This window comes from Amycolatopsis magusensis (genome assembly GCF_017875555.1).
GTDB classification, from domain to species: Bacteria; Actinomycetota; Actinomycetes; order Mycobacteriales; family Pseudonocardiaceae; genus Amycolatopsis; species Amycolatopsis magusensis.
In genome coordinates this window covers 9,059,662-9,077,904 of sequence record NZ_JAGGMS010000001.1, presented here as the reverse complement: position 1 = coordinate 9,077,904, position 18,243 = coordinate 9,059,662, and the positions used below count along the sequence as shown (strand labels likewise).

The following is an 18,243-nucleotide window of genomic DNA, read 5'->3' as shown; positions in this document are numbered from 1 at the left end:
TCGGGGCGTAATCGGCCCCCAAAGCCACATTCGTGTCCCTCCGGAGGGGTCAGCGGAGTAGCGCGGCGGCGGGTGGGTGGCCCCCGAAGGTGGCCCAGCTGAGGGCATCGCCGTCGTGGTGGGTGTCTCGCAGGGAGCGGTCGGCGCCGGCGGCTAGCAGGAGTTCGATGGTCTCGGTGTGCCCGTGTTGCGCGGCCAGGTGCAGGGCGGTGACCCCTTCGCCGTGGTCCGGTCCGCCGAAGGTGCCGCGCTGGTTCGGGTTCGCGCCGAGTTCGAGCAGGCGGCGCACCGCCCGGTTCCTCCCACCCGCGGCGGCCCACGTCAGCGCGGTGCCGCGGTAGACGTCCGCGTCGAGTCGGGCGCCTTGGGAGACGAGGGCGGTGATGGCGTCCGCCTGGTCGTTGCGCGCCGCCCACGAGAGTGCTTCGTCCCGAACCTCGCCCGGGTCATTCGAGGGCCGCCAAGCCGGGAAACCGCTGTGCGGCCGGTAGAACTCCCGATGCGCACCCGGCTCCGGGCCACACAACTCCATCCGCCCCAGCCCGGCCGCCACCCGTAGGTTGCGCGGGGCGATGGCATGCGCGGCCAGCACTTCCGCGGTCGCCGTGTGCCCCCAGAACAGCGCCACGACCAGGGGAGTGCCGCCGTCCCCGCGCGCGGACAGGTCCGCCCGCGCGCCCGCGTCGAGCAGCAGGCGCGCGAGGTGCGGCAGGCCGTTGTAACCGGCTTGGTGCAGCGCGGTCCAGCCGTGCGCGTTCGCGTGGTCGACCGGGGAACCGGCGTCCAGCAACACCCGCACCAGGCGTTCGTCGTGGGTGGCCGCGGCCATGCCGAGCAGGTCGTTGCCGTTGGTGCCCTGCGCGTGGACCAGGTCGGGGAAACGCTCCAGCGCGGCCGAAAGCCCCGGCACGTCCTGCGCTTCGATCGCCCGGTAGGCCCGCGTGAACGGCTCGTCGCCGAGTTCGCGGACGTGCCGCAGCAGCGCCGCCCAGCTGTCGAAGCCGTGCTCGACCGCGACCACCGTGCGGGCACCTGCCCTGGTCAGCGGGGCGCCGCGAGCGGTGAAGGCGGCCACCGCGGCCGGGGTGCCGTCCTTCGCCGACGCGAGCAGGCCGAGCGCCCGCCCGGTGTAGTACTCCGGATCCGGGTGGAAGGCGTGCCGCAGCCCGGGACCGAACCGGGTCAGTCTGTCCACATAGGACTTCAACTTCGGCCAGCTGGGAAAGCCCTGTTCCCGGGCGATCACGTGCTGGGCATCCGCCAGTTTCACCGGTTCGCGGGCGGCGCGGAGCCGTTCAAGGGCATCGGGATCGCCCGCGCGATGGGCACGCAGCAGGTCCTTCGCGCGCTTGCGGAGTTGTTCGGCGTTGAGCATCGGTACTTCCTTCCCCACGCCCGTTGTCCGCCGGTACCGGGCAGGAAGAAAGCACTGCTGGCAAGGGGTGGAGCCCGGGGTGGGCTCGGCCCTGCCCGCGGACGGGACGCGGCCCCGGCCGCGCCCGGCCGACGCTACACCAGCTCCGCCAGCGCACGCCACCGCGAGCGCGGCAGGCCGTCGCCGAGCACCTGCACGCAGACGTGGTCGGCCCCCGCGTCGAGCTGGGCGCGGAGCCGGTCGTGCACCGCCTGTTCCCCGCCGTGGGCCACGATCGCGGTCACCAGCCGGTCGCTCACCTCGGTGAAGTCCTCGTCGGTGAAGCCGAGGCGCCGGAGGTTGGCGCGGTGGTGCGCGGCCAGTTCGACGTACCCGCGCACGAATTCGCGAGCCTTCTCGCGTGCCTCGGCCGGGTCGGGATCGAGTACGACGGTCTGCTCGACCGCCAAATACCCGTTGGGCCCCAACGCTTCCCGGGCGAGCGCGGTGTGTTCCGGCGGGACGAAGTACGGATGTGCGCCATCGGTGCGTTCGGCGGCCAGGCGAAGCATCCGCGGCCCGAGTGCGGCCAGCACGCGCCGGGACGAACCGGCCGGGAAGGTCAGTTCGGCGGCGTCCATGCCGTCGAGGTATTCGGTGATCCTCTCGAGTGGACGGTCGCCGGGCAGGTGCCCGCCGAGCCCCAGCACGAACCGGCCGGGGTGGGCCTCGGCGAGGGTGCGCCACGCGGCGGCCGCGGCGTGGGGCGTGCGCTCGCCGAAGCGCGCGATGCCGGTCGCCACGGTCAGCCTGCTGGTGGCGGCGAGCAGCAAACCGGCCTGGGTGAACGCTTCCCGCCCGGCGTACTCGCCGAACCAGATCGAGTCGAACCCCAGTTCCTCGATTTCCTGAGCCGCCTCGACGACCTCGCCGACGGGCTGTGCGTCGAAGGCGAAGGTCCAGATGCCCACGCTCATCGGCCGGCCTCCTGGCTCCGCGTTCCGCGGTCGATCAGTTCCATGGATTCCCTAACATGAGGCTGCCTCCGGTTGACTCGGGCGACTATACGGAGGCTGCCTCCGAAACGCCAGCGACTATGCTCGGGCAGCGATGACCACCGCGAAACCGTTGCGTGCCGACGCCCGCCGCAACTACGACCGGCTGCTCGCCGAGGCGGGCGCCGCCTTCGTACGCCACGGCGTCGACGCGTCGCTGGAGGACGTCGCGAAGGCCGCCGGAGTCGGCATCGGCACGCTCTACCGGCATTTCGCCACGCGCACGGCGTTGCTCGAAGCCCTGCTGCGCGACCGGTTCGACCGGCAGGCCGAACTCGGCCGCGAATTGCTCGAACACGACAAGCCTGGTGAAGCCCTGTTCCGCTGGTTCCGCGAACTCGCCACGGTGTCGACGAGTTTCCGCGGTCTCATCGAAGCGGTCGCGGCGGCGCTGAGCGACGAAACGTCCGAGTTGTACGAGTCGTGCCACGCCATGCGTGAATTCGGCGCGCGGCTGGCGGCGCGGGCGCGGGAGGCCGGTGAGCTCCGCGAAGACGTCGCAACCGAGGACATGTTCCTGCTGGTCCACGGGGTAGCGTGGGCTTCGCAGCACGATCCCGCCGGGGACGAGAGCGTGCCCAGGCTGCTCGACTTTGTTTTCTCCGGGTTGCGTCCCAGTTAACGAGACGGGTCTCCAGCGGGCTAAACTGCGCCTGGTCCGGGCACACCGTCGTGGCCGGTCAGCGGAGGTGGGGCGCGAGCGGGCTTACTGGCACGGATCGGCTGACCGCAGGAAAAAGCGTTGCCACTCAAGCACTTTCTGCCGAATCCGAGTAATGGGAGTCCCATCGTGACCACACCCGGCAAGCCCGTCGTACTCATCGCGGAAAAGCTCGCGCCGTCCGTGCTGAGCGTGTTCGGCGATGAGGTGGATGTCCAGCATGTGGACGGTACCGACCGGCCGGCGCTGCTCGAGGCGGTGAAGGGGGCCGACGCGCTCCTGGTGCGCTCCGCCACCAAGGTCGACGCCGAGGTGCTGGCCGCCACCACGCGGCTCAAGGTGGTCGCGCGCGCCGGGGTGGGCCTGGACAACGTCGAGGTGCCCGCCGCCACCGAGCGCGGGGTGCTCGTGGTGAACGCGCCGACCTCGAACATCGTTTCGGCCGCGGAGCACGCGGTCGCGCTGCTGCTGGCCGTGGCCCGCCGGGTGCCCGCCGCCGACCAGAGCCTGCGCGGCGGCGAGTGGAAGCGCAGCTCCTACTCGGGTGTCGAGCTGAACGGCAAGACCATCGGCGTGGTCGGCCTCGGCAAGATCGGCCAGCTGTTCGCCCAGCGCCTCGCCGCCTTCGGCACCACGCTGATCGCCTACGACCCCTACGTCTCGGCCGCGCGGGCCGCGCAGCTCGGCATCGAGCTGGTCAGCCTGGACGAGCTGCTGGCGCGTGCCGACGCCTTCTCCATCCACCTGCCGAAGACCCCGGAGACCAAGGGCCTGATCAACGCCGAGGCGCTGAAGAAGACCAAGCCCGGCGTGATCGTGGTGAACGCCGCGCGCGGTGGCCTGGTCGACGAGGACGCGCTCGCCGACGCCATCAAGGAAGGCCACGTCGGCGGGGCGGGCGTGGACGTGTTCGTCACCGAGCCGACCACCTCCAGCCCGCTGTTCGGCCTGCCCAACGTCGTGGTCACCCCGCACCTGGGTGCCTCGACCGCCGAGGCGCAGGACCGCGCGGGCACCGACGTGGCCCGCTCGGTGCTGCTCGCGCTGCGCGGGGACTTCGTGCCGGACGCGGTGAACGTCTCGGCCGGTGGCCCGGTCGGCGAGGAGGTCCGCCCGTACCTCAGCCTGACCCAGAAGCTCGGCACGGTGCTGGCCTCGCTGGACCCGAAGGCGCCGGCCACGCTGACCGTGCACGTGCGCGGCGAGCTGGCCGACGAGGACGTCAGCATCCTTCCGCTGGCCGCCGAGCGCGGCGTGTTCGCCGGCGTGGTGCGCGACCCGGTCACTTTCGTCAACGCGCCGCGGCTGGCCGAGGAGCTCGGGGTCCGCGTCGAGCTGACCAAGGACTCGGAGAGCCCCAACCACCGCAGCCTGGTCACCGTGCGCGCGGTGCACGCCGACGGCAGCACGCTGTCCGTCTCGGGTGCGCTCACCGGCAAGGACGAGGTGGAGAAGCTGGTCGAGGTGAACGGCCGCTCGTTCGACCTGCGGGCCGAGGGCAACCTGCTGCTGCTGGAGTACCCGGACCGCCCGGGCATCATGGGCCGCGTCGGCACCGTGCTCGGTGAAGCGGGCATCAACATCGAGGCCGCGCAGATCAGCCAGACCACCGACCGCGCCGACGCCGTCATGCTGCTGCGCGTGGACCGCTCGGTGGACCAGCACGTGCTGGAGCCGATCGGCACCGTGGTGCAGGCGAGCACCATTCGCGCCATTTCGTTCGACTGATTTCCCCCGTGGGTGCGCGAGGTCGTTCTTCCACGACTTCGCGCACCCACGAGTTAATTTCCGTCCTCGTTTCGAATGCATAACGCCGTCGGCGAGGAACGGGGCGTCTGTGCAGGTGGGACCCGGCGTCCGTCATCCAGCCGGGTGGTGCTCACTCGAATGGCCTACCAAAGTAGGTGCATTCTGCGACTAAATTTCCTCCCGCGAGGCTGAACCGCGCGCCGTCGAGGGCACGGCACGCGCGCCGGTAGCTCACCGTCGGGGGTGTTCGAGCCAGGCAGGTTCTCAGTTACGCCTCGGGTGAGGGCACTTCGTGATGGCAAAATCTCGCGTACCCAGATGGGCCGCGCGGTCGTCGGTGGCGGCGCTTTCCGCCGTGCTGACGGCCGGATTCATCGGAGTCCCGGCCGCGTCGGCCCAGGACGTCCCGCTCGCCGACGCGCTGCCGCGATCCGGCGCCGCCGGGTTCACCGGCAAGGTCGAGCCGCGGCTGGGCGCCGCGCAGGGCAAGGTGACCGCGTTCGTCGAACTGGCCAAGCGGCCGGCGGTCGACGCGTTCCACGCCGAGCAGAACAAGGGCGCGGGCAAGGAGAAGGCCAAGCAGGCGGCGAAGGCCGCCCAGGCCGACACCGAGGCCGCCGTCGATTCCGTGGTCGGGCAGCTGACCAGCGGCGACGCCGGCACCGAACTGCTCGCGGAGACCTCGACCGCGGTCCCCGGCGCGGTGGTGACCGCCGACGCGGCGAAGATCCGCGAACTGGCGCACCGCGACGACGTGGTCTCGGTCCGCACGGTGGTGCCGAAGGAGCGGACGAACACCAGCGCCGTCCAGCTGACCCAGACCCTCGCCGCGTGGCAGCAGACCGGCCGCTACGGCGACGGTGTCCGCGTCGGCATCATCGACGACGGCATCGACTACACCCACGCGGACTTCGGCGGCCCCGGCACCAAGGAGGCCTACGACGCGATCGACCCGACGCAGACCGCGCCGTCGTTCTTCCCGACCGCCAAGGTCGTCGGCGGCGTCGACCTGGTCGGCGACGAGTACGACTCGGGCGGCGACGGTGACGTCACCATCCCCAAGCCCGACCCCAACCCGATCTCCTGCGGTTCGCACGGCACGCACGTGGCCGGCACCGCGGGCGGGTTCGGCGTGAACGCCGACGGCAGCACCTTCACCGGTGACTACTCGAAGCTCACCCCGGAGACCGTCGCGCAGATGCGCATCGGGCCGGGCACCGCGCCGAAGTCCCTGCTGTACGCGATCAAGGTCTTCGGCTGCGACGGCTCGACCAACGTGGTCAGCGAAGCGCTGGACTGGGCGCTCGACCCGGACCGCGACGGCGACCCGACCGACAAGCTCGACCTGGTGAACCTCTCGCTGGGCAGCGACTTCGGCGCGCCGGACGACCCCGACTCGCTGTTCGTGCGCAAGCTGGCCGCGAACAACGTGCTGCCGGTGTTCTCCGGTGGCAACGGCGGTGACCGCTACGACGTCGGCGGCTCGCCGGGCAACACGCCCGAGGCGCTGACCGTGGCGAGCACGCGGGACGCCTCGATCCTGCGCGACGCCATCGACGTGGTGGCCCCGGCCGGTTCGGCGGGCCAGAAGCCGGGCCAGTTCAGCCAGGACTTCGCCGACTACGACACGCTCGACCTGACCGGCCCGGTGGTCAAGCTGTCCGCGGCCAACGCGGCGGGCTGCGCGCCCTACTCGGCCGCCGACAAGGCCGCCGTGCAGGGCAAGATCGCCTGGCTGGAGTGGGACGACAACGACGCCACCCGCCCGTGCGGTTCGGCGGCGCGGGCGAACAACGCCCAGGCCGCCGGGGCCACCGGCGTGCTGCTTTCGTCCACTTTGGAGAACTTCGCCGCCGGTATCGCCGGCAACGCGACGGTGCCGATGTTCCAGCTGACCGGTACCGCCACCGCCTCGGTGCGCCCGGCGCTGGACGCGGGCACGCTGCAGGTGCGCCTGGCCGGTTCCGGCCGGTCCGCGCTGCAGACCTACGACCAGTCCATCGTGGACACCCCGAGCTCGTTCACCTCGCGTGGCGTGCGCGGCCCGGCCGTGAAGCCGGACGTCGCCGCTCCCGGTGACAGCATCTCCTCGGCGTTCAGCGGCAGCGGCAACGGCCGCACGGTGATGTCGGGGACCTCGATGGCCGCCCCGCACACCGCGGGCATCACCGCGCTGATCCGCCAGGCCCACCCGGACTGGTCGGTCGAGGAGGTCAAGGCCGCGGTGATCAACACCGCCGGCACCGACGTGGCCGAGGGCGGCAAGGTGTTCGGCCCGCAGCGGGTCGGCTCCGGCCGGATCAACGCGAAGGCCGCGCTGGACAACCAGGTCCTCGCCTACGTGCAGGACAACCCCGGCGTGGTGAGCGCTTCGTTCGGCACCGTCGAAGCGGCGGGCCCGGTCAGCCTGACCAAGACCATCAAGGTGGTCAACAAGGGCGTGCAGCCGGTCGAGTACGCCGTGGCCTACCAGGGCGTCACGCAGACGCCCGGCGTGCGGTACGAGGTGAACAAGAGCAGCGTCAAGCTCAGCCCGCGCGGCATCGCCACGGTCACCGTGACGCTGAAGATCGACGACCCGAAGGCGCTGCGCAAGGTCATCGACCCGACCATGCAGGCCACGCAGGCGGGGCTGGCGCGCCAGTTCCTCACCGAGTCCTCCGGCCGGGTGGCCTTCACCCCGAAGAGCGGCGCGACCGTCGGGCTCCGGGTGCCGGTGCACTCGGCGCCGAAGCCGGTCGCGGCGATCACCACCCCCGGCCAGGTCGCCTTCGCCGCCGGCCAGGAGCAGGCGGTGCTCAACCTCGGTGGCCGCGGGGTCAACCAGGGCTCCGGCACGCAGGCCTACCGCTCGCTGGTGAGCCTGTTCGAGCTGCAGGCGCAGTCGGGCCAGCTGCCCGAGTGCGACGACCAGCCGACGCAGTGCACGGTCAACGACACCGCCAAGGGCGGCGACCTGCGGTACGTCGGCGCGGCCTCCACGGCCCCGCTGGCCAAGCAGCAGGGCGCTCCCGAGGAGTCGCTGCTCGCCTTCGGCCTGGCCACCTGGAGCAACTGGGCCAACCTGGGCAGCAACACCGTCCCGTTCGTCGACATCGACACCACCGGCGACGGGCAGCCGGACTTCGAGTCCTACGTGACCAAGGCGACCTCGAGCGACGTGCTCCTGGTCAACACGGTGGACCTGAACAAGCCGGGCTTCCCCTCGGTGGACCTGCAGCCGCTCAACGGGCGCCTCGGTGACGTGGACACCAACGTCTTCGACACCAACGTCGCGGTGCTGCCGGTGCGCCTGGCCGCGCTCGGCATCGACCCGAACGCGGACTCGCACCGGATTTCCTACACCGTGGGAGTCACCGGCTACTACACCGCGCCGGGCAGCGGCGTGATCGACAGCATCGACACCCCGCTGTCGTTCGACGCGGTCTCGCCGGGGTACTGGGTGCAGGGTGGCGGGGACGCCGCGCTGTCCTACCTGGCCCGTCCCGGCACCGCGCTGGTGGTCAACCGCGACGCGGCCACCGCCGGGCAGGACACCGTGCTCGGCCTGCTCTCGCTCAACCACCACAACGCCTCGGGCGACCGGGCGAAGGTGGTGCAGCTGAACGTGGCCAACACGGTCGACGCCAGCTGATCCACGGCGACGACGGCGCCCGGGAGCTTCGGTTCCCGGGCGCCGTTCGCGTTTCTTACGGTCGTAAGCCGACCGTGTGAAAAAGTGAGACTTGTTCCTAACGGAGTAGCGGGTGACACTTCCGGGTGTCTCACCACGCGGGAGGATCAGACATAAGGGTGGTGCGGCTTCGGCCGAATGTCGGCAGCCGGTAACCTGCCGTCGCTGGAGTTTTGTGCGGATGGGCCATCCGGGACGCCGGACCCAGATCGACGGAGGTGTGTGGATGCGGCTCGCTGTGATCCCAGGTGACGGGATCGGGCCCGAGGTGGTCACCGAGGCGCTGAAGGTGCTGGGTGAGGTCGCGCCGAACGCGGAGACCACCAACTACGACCTCGGCGCCGCGCGGTGGCACTCCACCGGTGAGCTGCTCCCCGAGTCGGTGCTCGGCGAACTCCGCCAGCACGACGCGATCCTGCTGGGCGCGGTCGGTGATCCGTCGGTGCCCAGCGGCATCCTCGAGCGCGGCCTGCTGCTGCGCCTGCGGTTCGAGCTGGACCACCACGTGAACCTGCGCCCGGCGCGCCTCTACCCGGGGGTGCGCGGGCCGCTGGCCGACGCGACCGAGATCGACATGGTGGTGGTCCGCGAGGGCACCGAAGGCCCGTACGCGGGCAACGGTGGCCTGCTGCGCAAGGACACCGAGCACGAGATCGCCACCGAGGTCAGCGTGAACACCGCGTTCGGCATCCGGCGGGTCGTCTCCGACGCCTTCGACCGGGCCGAGCAGCGCCCGCGCAAGCACCTGACGCTGCTGCACAAGACCAACGTGCTCGAGCACGCCGGGTCGCTGTGGTCGCGCGTGGTCGAAGAGGTCTCGCTGGAGCACCCCGACGTCACCGTGGCGTACTCGCACGTGGACGCGGCGACCATCCACATGGTCACCGACCCGGGCCGCTTCGACGTGATCGTCACCGACAACCTGTTCGGCGACATCATCACCGACCTGTCCGCCGCGGTGACCGGTGGCATCGGCCTGGCCGCGAGCGGGAACCTGGACATCACCCGCCGCAACCCGAGCATGTTCGAGCCGGTGCACGGCAGCGCGCCGGACATCGCCGGGCAGGCGCTGGCCGACCCGACGGCCGCGGTGCTGTCGGTCGCGCTGCTGCTGGACCACCTCGGCCAGAAGGAACCGGCACGCCGGATCGAGGCCTCGGTGGCCTTCGACCTGGCCACCCGGGACCAGGCGAACCCCGGCTCCACCCACGCCATCGGCGACCGGCTGGCCGCTCTCGTCTCCTCGAACACCCGCACCGGCTGAGCCTCAACCGCTCGACCGGCCTGGGCCGAATGCTAGGAGTGGGGCATTACTTGCGTTGATTGCAAGTAATGCCCCACTCATTGCATTGGGCGGGTTCCAGCATCTGGGAAGTGGGCACCAGAGCTTGGAACTGGGGCCGGGGTGTGGCACTATCGGGCCCGTGACTTCCTCCGCCATCATTATCGGCAGGCGCGCCGGGTAGCTGTTCTCACGAACACCCGGCGCGCGACCTCTCGCATCATCCTGCGGGAGGTTTTTTGCTGTTCTGGGGCCTTTTTCGCCACGAAACCGAGGAGATTCCCGTGACTCGCACCGAACCGGCCGGAACCGCGCTGGGCGACGAGTTCCACCTCTACGACACCACGCTGCGCGATGGCGCCCAGCGTGAGGGGATCTCCTATTCGGTGACCGACAAACTGGCCGTGGCCCGCCTGCTGGACGAGCTCGGCGTGGGTTTCATCGAAGGTGGCTGGCCGGGCGCGCTGCCGAAGGACACCGAATTCTTCGCGAAGGCGGCGGCGGGGGAGCTGAGCCTCAAGCACGCGGTGCTCGTCGCGTTCGGGTCCACCCGCAAAGCCGGGACCACCGCGGAAAAGGACCCGCAGGTGCGCGCCCTGCTCGATTCGCAGGCGCCCGCGGTGACCCTGGTCGCGAAATCGGACCTGCGGCACATCGAGCGCGCGCTCAAGGTCGAAGTCGGCGAAGCCTGCGAAATGGTCCGCGACACGGTCGAGTTCCTGGTCCGCGAAGGCCGCCGCGTTTTCGTCGACCTGGAGCACTTCTTCGACGGCTACGCGTTCAGCAGGGAAACCGCGCTGCGCGTCGCCGACGCGGCGGCGGGCGCCGGTGCCGACGTGGTGGTGCTCTGCGACACCAACGGCGGCCAGTTGCCGCTGGGCCTGGCCGAAACCGTGCGCGAGGTCAAGGAACGCACCGGGTTCCGGCTCGGGATCCATTGTCAGGACGACACTTCCTGCGCGGTGGCGAACAGCGTCGCCGCCGTGCAGGCCGGCGTGACGCACGTGCAGTGCACCGCCAACGGCTACGGGGAACGGGCCGGCAACGCCGACCTGTTCGCCGTGACCGGGAACCTGGTGGCCAAGCTCGGCATGGAGGTGCTCCCCACCGGGAACGCCGCCGAGCTCACCCGGGTCTCCCATGCGCTTGCCGAAATCGCGAACATCGCCCCCTACGCCCACCAGGCTTACGTAGGGGCGTCGGCCTTCGCCCACAAGGCGGGGTTGCACGCGAGCGCGATCAAGGTGGATCCGTTGTTGTACAACCACATCGATCCCCCTTCGGTCGGCAACGACATGCGGGTACTGGTCACCGAGATGGCCGGCAGGGCCAGTCTCGAGCTCAAGGGACGTGAGCTCGGGGTCGACCTTGCCGGCCGGCCCGAAGCGCTGACCAGCGCGGTGCGCAAGGTGAAGCGGCTGGAGGCCGAGGGCTGGTCCTTCGAAGCCGCCGACGCCTCACTGGAGCTGCTGCTGCGCCGGGAGGTGGGGGAGGACCTCGACGATCCGCCGTTCGTGCTGGAGTCCTACCGCGTGGTGCTCGACCACCGCGCGGACGGCGAGATCGTCTCCGAGGCCACGGTCAAGGTGCACGTCGGCGGGCAGCGGGTGATCGCCACCGCCGAGGGCAACGGCCCGGTGCACGCGCTGGACGCCGCGCTGCGCGAGGCGCTCAGCCCGCATCTGTCCTGGTTGGACAGTGTGGAGCTGGCCGACTACAAGGTGCGCATCCTGCCCGGCCACCCCGGCACCGACGCGGTCACCCGCGTGCTGGTGGAAACCAGCGACGGCTCGCGCGAGTGGACCACGGTCGGGGTGCACGGCAACATCGTCGAAGCCAGCTGGCTCGCGCTCTGGGACGCCCTCGTCCACAAGAGCCTGCGCCAGACCACGTAGGATCACCGGTGTGCGCCTAGCCCGAATCGCTCATCCCGGTGGTGTCGCCTTCGCTTCGATCGAAGGGGACGGTGACGACGCCCAGGTACTGGAGATCGCCGAGCACCCGTTCGGTGACCCGAACTTCACCGGCAAGCGCTGGCCGCTGGCCGACGTGCGGCTGCTCGCGCCGATCCTGCCGTCGAAGATCATCGCGGTGGGCCGCAACTACGCCAAGCACGCCGCCGAGTTCGGCAACGAGGTGCCGCAGGCGCCGATGCTCTTCCTCAAGCCGTCCACCAGCGTGATCGGCCCGAACGCGGCGATCAAGCTGCCCCCGGCCGCCGGCCGGGTGGACTTCGAGGGCGAGCTCGCCGTGGTGATCGGCCAGCCGGTGAAGAACGTGCCCGCCGCCCGCGCCGCGAGCGTGGTGCTCGGCTACACCGTCGCCAACGACGTCAGCGCCCGCGACCTGCAGAAAGCCGATGGCCAGTGGGGCCGCGCCAAGGGCTACGACACCTTCTGCCCGCTCGGCCCGTGGATCGAGACCAAGCTGCCCGAGCCGGGCAACCGGGCACTGAAGTCCGAGGTGGACGGTCAGCTGAAGCAGGACGGCAGCACCGCGGACCTGATCCACAAGATCCCGGAGCTGGTGGAGTTCGTCTCCTCGGTGATGACGCTGCTGCCCGGCGACGTGATCCTCACCGGCACCCCCGAGGGCGTCGGCCCGATCACCGACGGGCAGCAGGTGTCGATCACCATCGAGGGCATCGGCACGCTCACGAATCCCGTGGTGCAGGGCTGACCGGCCCTCCCGCCAGCCCGCCACCACCCTCAACGGTGGCGCTGCGCGCCGCTGCTTTCCTCCTGGCGAACTCCGGCGCGTGCTCGGGCCGCAGGCCCACCCCGATCAGGTAGGCCGGGACCACCGACAACGCCGGGAACGCGGTCAGCGCCGCGATCACCGGCTTCGGCGGCCCGTCCCGCCTGCCTTCCATCACCGGCCGCAGCACCGCGCGGTGGAGCAGCCGCTGGAGCAACTGCACCGCCACCGTCGGCAGCCACCGCCGTCGCCGCACCTTGGCCAGGTCCTTGGTGCTCGGCCTGCCGCGGCGCAGCGGGGCGGCGAGCAGGTGCGCGGTGGCCACGGCGTCCTGCACGGCCAGGTTGATGCCGACGCCACCGATCGGTGACATGGCGTGCGCGGCGTCGCCGATGCACAGCAGGCCCTCGGTGTGCCAGCGGTGCAGCCGGTTCAGCTTCACGTCGAGGAACTTCACGTCGTCCATCGTTTCCAGGGCGCCGAGCCGGTCGGCGTAGTCCGGGTAGGCGTCGGCCACGCTGGCCCGGAACTGTTCGATACCGGCGTGGCGCAGGTCCTCGTCGGAACCCTTCGGCGCCAGGTAGGCGATCTGGAAGTAGCCCTCGCGCGGCAGGGCCACGGCGAACTTCCGGTTGCGCATCTGCGGGCTGATGGTGTCGCCGCGCTCGCCGTCGAGCCGCGGGAGCCGGAACCACCAGGCGTCGAACGGCACGTCGAACTCCTGCGGCCGCAGCCCGGCCTGCCGCCGCCCCAGCGACCAGCGGCCGTCGGCGGCCACGGTCAGCCCGGCGCGGATCTCGCCCTCGGTGCCGTCCGCCGCGCGGTAGCGGACCCCGGCGATGCGGTCGCCCTCGGAGACCAGCCCGGTGACCTCGGTGCTCATCCGCAGCGTGAACGTCGGTTCGCTGCGGCCGGCGTCGGCGAGCAGGTCGAGGAAGTCCCACTGCGGCACCATCGCCACGTACGGGTAGGTGACCTTCAGCTTCGACAGGTCGGCGAAGGTCAGCGTCCGGTCCCGGCCCAGCGGGAAGCCGATCTGCTGGATCTCGCTGTGCGGCAGCGCGTGGAAGCGCTCACCCAGCCCCAGCTCGTCGAGCAGCTGCAGGGTCGACGGGTGCACGGTGTCCCCGCGGAAGTCGCGGAGGAAGTCGGCGTGCTTCTCCAGCACGGTCACCTCGACGCCGGCCCTGGCCAGCAGCAGCCCCAGCACCATCCCAGCCGGTCCGCCGCCGATCACCACGCAGTCGGTGCGCTCGGCCACGGCAACCACCTCATCTCGTCTTATTCATCGCTTGTTGAATAACTCGAGGATGCACCCGGTACCACCCGTGTGTCAAGCGTCCCGGCACTGGATACGCTGGTCGGGCTATGACTGAGACCACGCCTGTGCGCGCCCGCTTCTGCCCGTCGCCGACCGGTACCCCGCATGTCGGGCTGATCCGGACGGCGCTGTTCAACTGGGCCTTCGCCCGGCACCACGGCGGCAGCCTGGTGTTCCGGATCGAGGACACCGACGCCGCCCGCGACTCCGAGGAGTCCTACGAAGCGCTGCTCGACGGGCTGCGCTGGCTCGGGCTGGACTGGGACGAGGGCCCCGAGGTGGGCGGCGAGCACGGGCCGTACCGGCAGAGCCAGCGGCGGGAGATCTACGCCGACGTGGCCGCCAAACTGCTCGCGGCCGGCGAACTGTACGAGGCGTTCTCGACCAACGAAGAGGTCGAGGAGCGGCGCAAGGCGGCCGGGCAGGACCCCAAGCTCGGCTACGACAACTTCGACCGCGAGCTGACCGACGAGCAGCGCGCCGCCTTCCGCGCCGAGGGCCGCAAGCCGGTGCTGCGGCTGCGCATGCCCGACCGCGACCTCGGCTGGACCGACCTGGTGCGCGGCGAGATCAGCTTCCCGGCGGGCACCATCCCCGACCCGGTGCTGGTGCGGAACAACGGCGAGCCGCTGTACACGCTGACCAACCCGGTCGACGACGCGCTGATGAAGATCACGCACGTGCTGCGTGGGGAGGACCTGCTGCCGTCGACCCCCCGGCAGATCGCGCTGTACGCGGCGCTGGAGCGCATCGGTGTCGCCGAGCGCACCCCCGAGTTCGGGCACCTCCCGTACGTGATGGGGGAGGGCAACAAAAAACTGTCCAAACGCGACCCTTCTTCGAATCTGTTCAACTACCGCGATCGCGGTTTCATCCCCGAGGGCCTGCTCAACTACCTGGCCCTGCTCGGCTGGTCCATCGCCGACGACCGGGACATCTTCAGCGTGGCCGAACTGGTCGAGGCGTTCGAAATCGGCAAGGTCAGCGCGAACCCGGCGCGGTTCGACCTGAAAAAGGCCGAAGCCATCAACGGCACGCACGTCCGGGCGCTCGACGTGGACGATTTCACCGCGCGCGTGGTGCCCTACCTGCAGCGCGCGAACGTACTTCCGGCGCAACCGTCCGAAAGCGAGCTGGCCCGGCTGCGCACCATCGCGCCCCTGGTGCAGGAGCGCGTGACCGTGTTGTCGGACACTGTGGACATGGTTCGTTTCCTTTTCGTGTCCGAAGAGGAATTCGCGCCGGAGGAGGCCGCGGCCACCAAGGTTCTCGGGCCGGACTCGGAACCGGTACTGCGTGCCGCTGTGGAAGCACTCGAGGAACTGTCCTCCTGGGAGACTCCGGCGATCGAGGAAGCGCTGAAGAACGCACTCGTGGAGAAGCTGGGTCTCAAGCCCCGCAAGGCTTTCGCGCCGGTTCGCGTGGGGATCACCGGTCGTACCGTTTCACCACCGCTTTACGAATCCATGGAACTGCTCGGCCGCGAGGTCTCTCTCGGACGGTTGCGCCGCGCACTCGACGGTGTCGGGCTGTAACTGCTTGACCGTGTCAGTTTTTTCTTAGTTCACCTCGTTGGTCGAATCGGTGAAGCCGTGGCTACCCCTAGCCTCTCTGAGTGGAATTTGCGCTCGCACCCCCGAGACAGCGGGGGACAACCCCGGCTTCACCGGCCGACCCGTGGTCGGCCCCGGCCCTGCGCCTGGTCTGCCTCGACATCGACGACACCCTGATCGACTTCTCCGCGTCCAGCAGCGGCGCGCTGGCCGCCGTCCTCGGCCGCGACGACCTCTGGCCGCTGTGGGAGGCGGTGACCGACCGGCACGTCGCCATGGTGGTCGCCGGTGATCTCGACTACGCGGCGATGCACCGCACGCGTACGCAGAGCTTCCTCGCCGAGATCGGGCGGGCCGTGTGCGTGGAGGAGGCCGCGTCCTTCGAACGGCGGCGACTGGAGTTGCTGCGCCGCTCGTGGCGCCTGTTCGACGACGTGCTGCCGTGCCTGGAGTGGCTGCGCGCGGCCGGGGTCCACCTGGCCGCGGTGACCAACGCCTCGGGGGCGCACCAGCGCACCAAGCTCGCCGACCTCGGCCTCGCCCGGTTCTTCGACCACATCGCCATCGCCGGCGAGATGGGCGTCGCCAAACCCGATCCAGTGATGTTCCACACGGTCTGCCTCGCCCTGGGCTGCGACCCCGGCGAGGCGGTCCACGTCGGCGACAAACTGGACACCGACGCCATGGGCGCCGCCGACGCCGGCCTCGGCGCGGTCTGGCTCGACCGCTCGGCCTCCGGCGCCGAGGTCCCGCGCGGCGTGCACGTCCTCGAAGGGCTCGCGGAGCTGCCTGAACTGCTGGTTTGCGAGTTCGCCAGGGTCGGCGTGCCCTCCCCGCGGTGACCGCGGGTGCCCCCCGTGCAGGGCCCGCGGGGCGGTGGTCTATATTTCTTCTCGGCGGTGCGAAGCCGGTCAAGATCGGAAACGCGCCCCAATGGGGTATGGTGTAATTGGCAGCACGACTGGTTCTGGTCCAGTTAGTCTAGGTTCGAGTCCTGGTACCCCAGCTGCAAGAGGGAAAAAGCGGTCTGGTAAGTTCTCTCTCGCAACAAAGCAAGAAAGTTCCTAGCCCCCGTCGTCTAGCGGCCTAGGACGCCGGCCTCTCACGCCGGTAGCGTGGGTTCGAATCCCATCGGGGGTACGTTCAAGATCCACCCCAGCCCGTCACTTTCCGAGGTGGCGGGCTGGTTGGTTTCTGCGGTCATGGTGCCGAGGACCTGATGGTGATGGTCGCCTCCTCATCGCCCTGATGCAGGCACACCTCGAGCTGTGGTCTCCTCGAGTTCGCTCAGACGGGTGATCGCGTCTCGGACAGTGTTCTTCTCGGCGTGGTGCGACCGCCACGGCCACCCGAAACGCCCCTTCGTCGTCAACTCCGAGATCCGCCGCCCGGAGTGCCTACCCGACGTTGCCGACTGAGGGTTGACCGTGGTTCCCGCCGCCGGGTGTGGCCCGGCGGGCGGTGTCAGAACGGGGATTCGGTGGGGGAAGTGCCCGTCCAGACAGGCACGACCGGCTCGGATTCGCGCTGCTGAAGGATTGCCACAGCGTCCTTGATCCGGCCGAGGTTGATGAGGTGGCCTGCGAGAGCGACGGAATTGGCGGGGGCGTGTGCTTCCAGGACTGCGACAGCCTCCTCGGTCCGGCCCGTCTCGGCGAGAAGGTCGGAGATGGTCCAGGCCGCGTACGAGGTGTCGCCCTCGGGGTGGACCCGCGCCTGCTCGATTGCTTCATCGAGCAAGCCGCAGTCGGCCATGAGTTGAAGCCGCATCCTGAAGAAGTCCCACTCCTCCTCGCCGTCGCGGCGTGCCTTGAGCGTGTCGAGGTAGGCCAGGCCGTCCTGGGCACGGCTCTGGTCGGTGTACAGAGTGCACAGTGTGTCGACGATCCAGTCCTCCGCGCCACCGGGAGAGTCCGCGAGCACGCGCATCACCTCGATTGCCTCGTCGCCCCGGCCATGCCGAGCCAGGAGCTGTGCCAGTTGGACCGAACCGTGACACTGACGGGCCAGTGAGTCGCCCGGCTGCCGGTAGACGGCGATCGCGCCTTCCACGTCACTGCGCTCCTCCAACACCCCGGCCAGGCGTTGCGCGGCGTGCCCGTGGTCCTCGGAGGCCGCGTACTCACGCAGTTCCTCGATCCGGTCATGCCTCGCCAGCAGGTCGGCCAACTGGTCGTGGTTGTTCACGGAGGTGACGTGCTGCCGGGTGTGCAGCAGGGCGATCGCTTCGTCGATGCGGCCTTGGCGCTCGCGGATCGCGGCAACCAGGCCGATTGCCGTGTCCGGGTCAAGGCCGCGGCAGCACCAGGGACCGTCGCATCGGTGCTGGGCCGGGATCCGCGCGACCAGCAGCGCGGCGATGTCCTCGTCCTGGCCTGTCCCCTCGGACACCTCAACCAGAGCAGTGGCGAGGAACCAGTCGTCGACTCCGCCGCTCAGCAACACGAGCGCCTCATCCCGGCGTCCGTGCCGGGCCAGCAGCCGCCCGAAAAACTCCAGCGGGAGCCTTGCAGCGTCGGCGTATGGCCGGGCCAGCGCGATCGCCTCCTCTGCCCGCCCCCAGCTCTCCAGTAGTTCCGCCTGGGCCCGGGCGGCCGGCCACCAGCCCGTGGCGACGTACGGTGCGAGCACCTCCAACGCCGCGGCCTGCCGCCCTTGGTCACCGAGCAACCGTGCCCACGCACGCGCACAGAACCATTCCCCACGGCCGGCCTGGAACTCCACTTCTTCCCCATGGCCGAGCTCAAGAAGCCGCGACACCAGGAGCGGAGGAATGCAGCCGGACGAGGTCCGGGCCCGGTAGTCGAGATCAGCAGCATCCATGCCGGTGCACCCTAGCCACCCGCCTCGATATCCCGGGACAGTGTGGTGCCGCGTGTGAGGGCGGCGGTGTGTCTG

General features: G+C 70.3%; 12 protein-coding genes and 2 tRNA genes. 10 read left to right on the top strand and 4 right to left on the bottom strand.

The window, feature by feature from the left end; translation table 11 throughout:
- Positions 1–49 precede the first annotated feature (49 nt).
- Both JOM49_RS40900 and JOM49_RS40895 read right to left on the bottom strand, forming a co-directional pair.
- Positions 50–1,375 (bottom strand): ankyrin repeat domain-containing protein, encoded by a 1,326-nt coding sequence (locus tag JOM49_RS40900; RefSeq protein WP_209670017.1) that lies wholly within the window; start codon positions 1,373–1,375, stop codon positions 50–52.
- Positions 1,376–1,509: 134 nt separating this feature from the next.
- On the bottom strand, positions 1,510–2,331 hold the full coding sequence (locus JOM49_RS40895; RefSeq protein WP_209670015.1) for a TIGR03620 family F420-dependent LLM class oxidoreductase: 822 nt from the start codon (positions 2,329–2,331) through the stop codon (positions 1,510–1,512).
- A gap of 133 nt (positions 2,332–2,464) precedes the next feature.
- On the opposite strand from JOM49_RS40895, the gene JOM49_RS40890 reads away from it, so the two are divergent.
- The 6 genes from JOM49_RS40890 (at position 2,465) to JOM49_RS40865 (ending at position 12,453) form a co-directional block, all read left to right on the top strand.
- Positions 2,465–3,031, top strand: a complete 567-nt coding sequence (locus JOM49_RS40890; RefSeq protein ID WP_209670013.1) for a TetR/AcrR family transcriptional regulator — start codon at positions 2,465–2,467, stop codon at positions 3,029–3,031.
- Positions 3,032–3,199: 168 nt separating this feature from the next.
- Positions 3,200–4,798 (top strand): phosphoglycerate dehydrogenase, encoded by a 1,599-nt coding sequence (gene serA / locus JOM49_RS40885; RefSeq protein WP_209670011.1) that lies wholly within the window; start codon positions 3,200–3,202, stop codon positions 4,796–4,798.
- 316 nt (positions 4,799–5,114) lie between these two features.
- The gene (locus JOM49_RS40880; RefSeq protein ID WP_209670010.1) at positions 5,115–8,453 is read left to right on the top strand and encodes a S8 family serine peptidase; all 3,339 of its coding nucleotides are present in this window, start codon (positions 5,115–5,117) and stop codon (positions 8,451–8,453) included.
- A gap of 265 nt (positions 8,454–8,718) precedes the next feature.
- The gene (locus JOM49_RS40875; RefSeq protein WP_209670008.1) at positions 8,719–9,756 is read left to right on the top strand and encodes a 3-isopropylmalate dehydrogenase; all 1,038 of its coding nucleotides are present in this window, start codon (positions 8,719–8,721) and stop codon (positions 9,754–9,756) included.
- Between the two features lie 302 nt (positions 9,757–10,058).
- Positions 10,059–11,669, top strand: coding sequence for a citramalate synthase (cimA, locus tag JOM49_RS40870; protein ID WP_209670006.1), 1,611 nt, complete (start codon positions 10,059–10,061; stop codon positions 11,667–11,669).
- A gap of 10 nt (positions 11,670–11,679) precedes the next feature.
- Positions 11,680–12,453 (top strand): fumarylacetoacetate hydrolase family protein, encoded by a 774-nt coding sequence (locus JOM49_RS40865; RefSeq protein ID WP_209670004.1) that lies wholly within the window; start codon positions 11,680–11,682, stop codon positions 12,451–12,453.
- Here the strand turns inward: JOM49_RS40865 and JOM49_RS40860 are convergent.
- Positions 12,428–13,741 carry an FAD-dependent oxidoreductase gene (locus tag JOM49_RS40860; protein ID WP_372444194.1) on the bottom strand — a complete coding sequence of 438 codons (1,314 nt, stop codon included), beginning with the start codon at positions 13,739–13,741 and terminating at the stop codon, positions 12,428–12,430. The two genes, JOM49_RS40865 and JOM49_RS40860, sit on opposite strands and share 26 nt — an antisense overlap.
- Before the next feature lie 98 nt (positions 13,742–13,839).
- Here JOM49_RS40860 and gltX point away from each other — a divergent pair, with 98 nt between their 5' ends.
- The 4 genes from gltX (at position 13,840) to JOM49_RS40840 (ending at position 16,485) form a co-directional block, all read left to right on the top strand.
- Positions 13,840–15,327: a glutamate--tRNA ligase gene (gene gltX, locus JOM49_RS40855; protein WP_209670000.1), complete on the top strand. Its 1,488-nt coding sequence runs from the start codon at positions 13,840–13,842 to the stop codon at positions 15,325–15,327.
- An 80-nt stretch (positions 15,328–15,407) separates the two neighbouring features.
- Complete coding sequence (locus JOM49_RS40850) at positions 15,408–16,187, top strand: HAD family hydrolase (protein ID WP_209669998.1); 780 nt, start codon at positions 15,408–15,410, stop codon at positions 16,185–16,187.
- A 92-nt stretch (positions 16,188–16,279) separates the two neighbouring features.
- Positions 16,280–16,351, top strand: a tRNA-Gln gene (locus tag JOM49_RS40845).
- A 61-nt stretch (positions 16,352–16,412) separates the two neighbouring features.
- Positions 16,413–16,485, top strand: a tRNA-Glu gene (locus tag JOM49_RS40840).
- Positions 16,486–16,809: 324 nt separating this feature from the next.
- On the opposite strand, the gene JOM49_RS40835 is transcribed toward JOM49_RS40840, so the two are convergent.
- The gene (locus tag JOM49_RS40835; RefSeq protein WP_209669996.1) at positions 16,810–18,168 is read right to left on the bottom strand and encodes a tetratricopeptide repeat protein; all 1,359 of its coding nucleotides are present in this window, start codon (positions 18,166–18,168) and stop codon (positions 16,810–16,812) included.
- Positions 18,169–18,243 lie beyond the last annotated feature (75 nt).

Excerpts from the sequence above, each read along its gene's own strand:
- JOM49_RS40900 (WP_209670017.1), bottom strand. The coding sequence starts at position 1,375 with ATGCTCAACGCCGAACAACTCCGCAAGCGCGCGAAGGACCTGCTGCGT.
- JOM49_RS40895 (WP_209670015.1), bottom strand. The coding sequence starts at position 2,331 with ATGAGCGTGGGCATCTGGACCTTCGCCTTCGACGCACAGCCCGTCGGC.
- JOM49_RS40890 (WP_209670013.1), top strand. The coding sequence starts at position 2,465 with ATGACCACCGCGAAACCGTTGCGTGCCGACGCCCGCCGCAACTACGAC.
- JOM49_RS40880 (WP_209670010.1), top strand. The coding sequence starts at position 5,115 with ATGGCAAAATCTCGCGTACCCAGATGGGCCGCGCGGTCGTCGGTGGCG.
- JOM49_RS40875 (WP_209670008.1), top strand. The coding sequence starts at position 8,719 with ATGCGGCTCGCTGTGATCCCAGGTGACGGGATCGGGCCCGAGGTGGTC.
- gltX (WP_209670000.1), top strand. The coding sequence starts at position 13,840 with ATGACTGAGACCACGCCTGTGCGCGCCCGCTTCTGCCCGTCGCCGACC.
- JOM49_RS40835 (WP_209669996.1), bottom strand. The coding sequence starts at position 18,168 with ATGGATGCTGCTGATCTCGACTACCGGGCCCGGACCTCGTCCGGCTGC.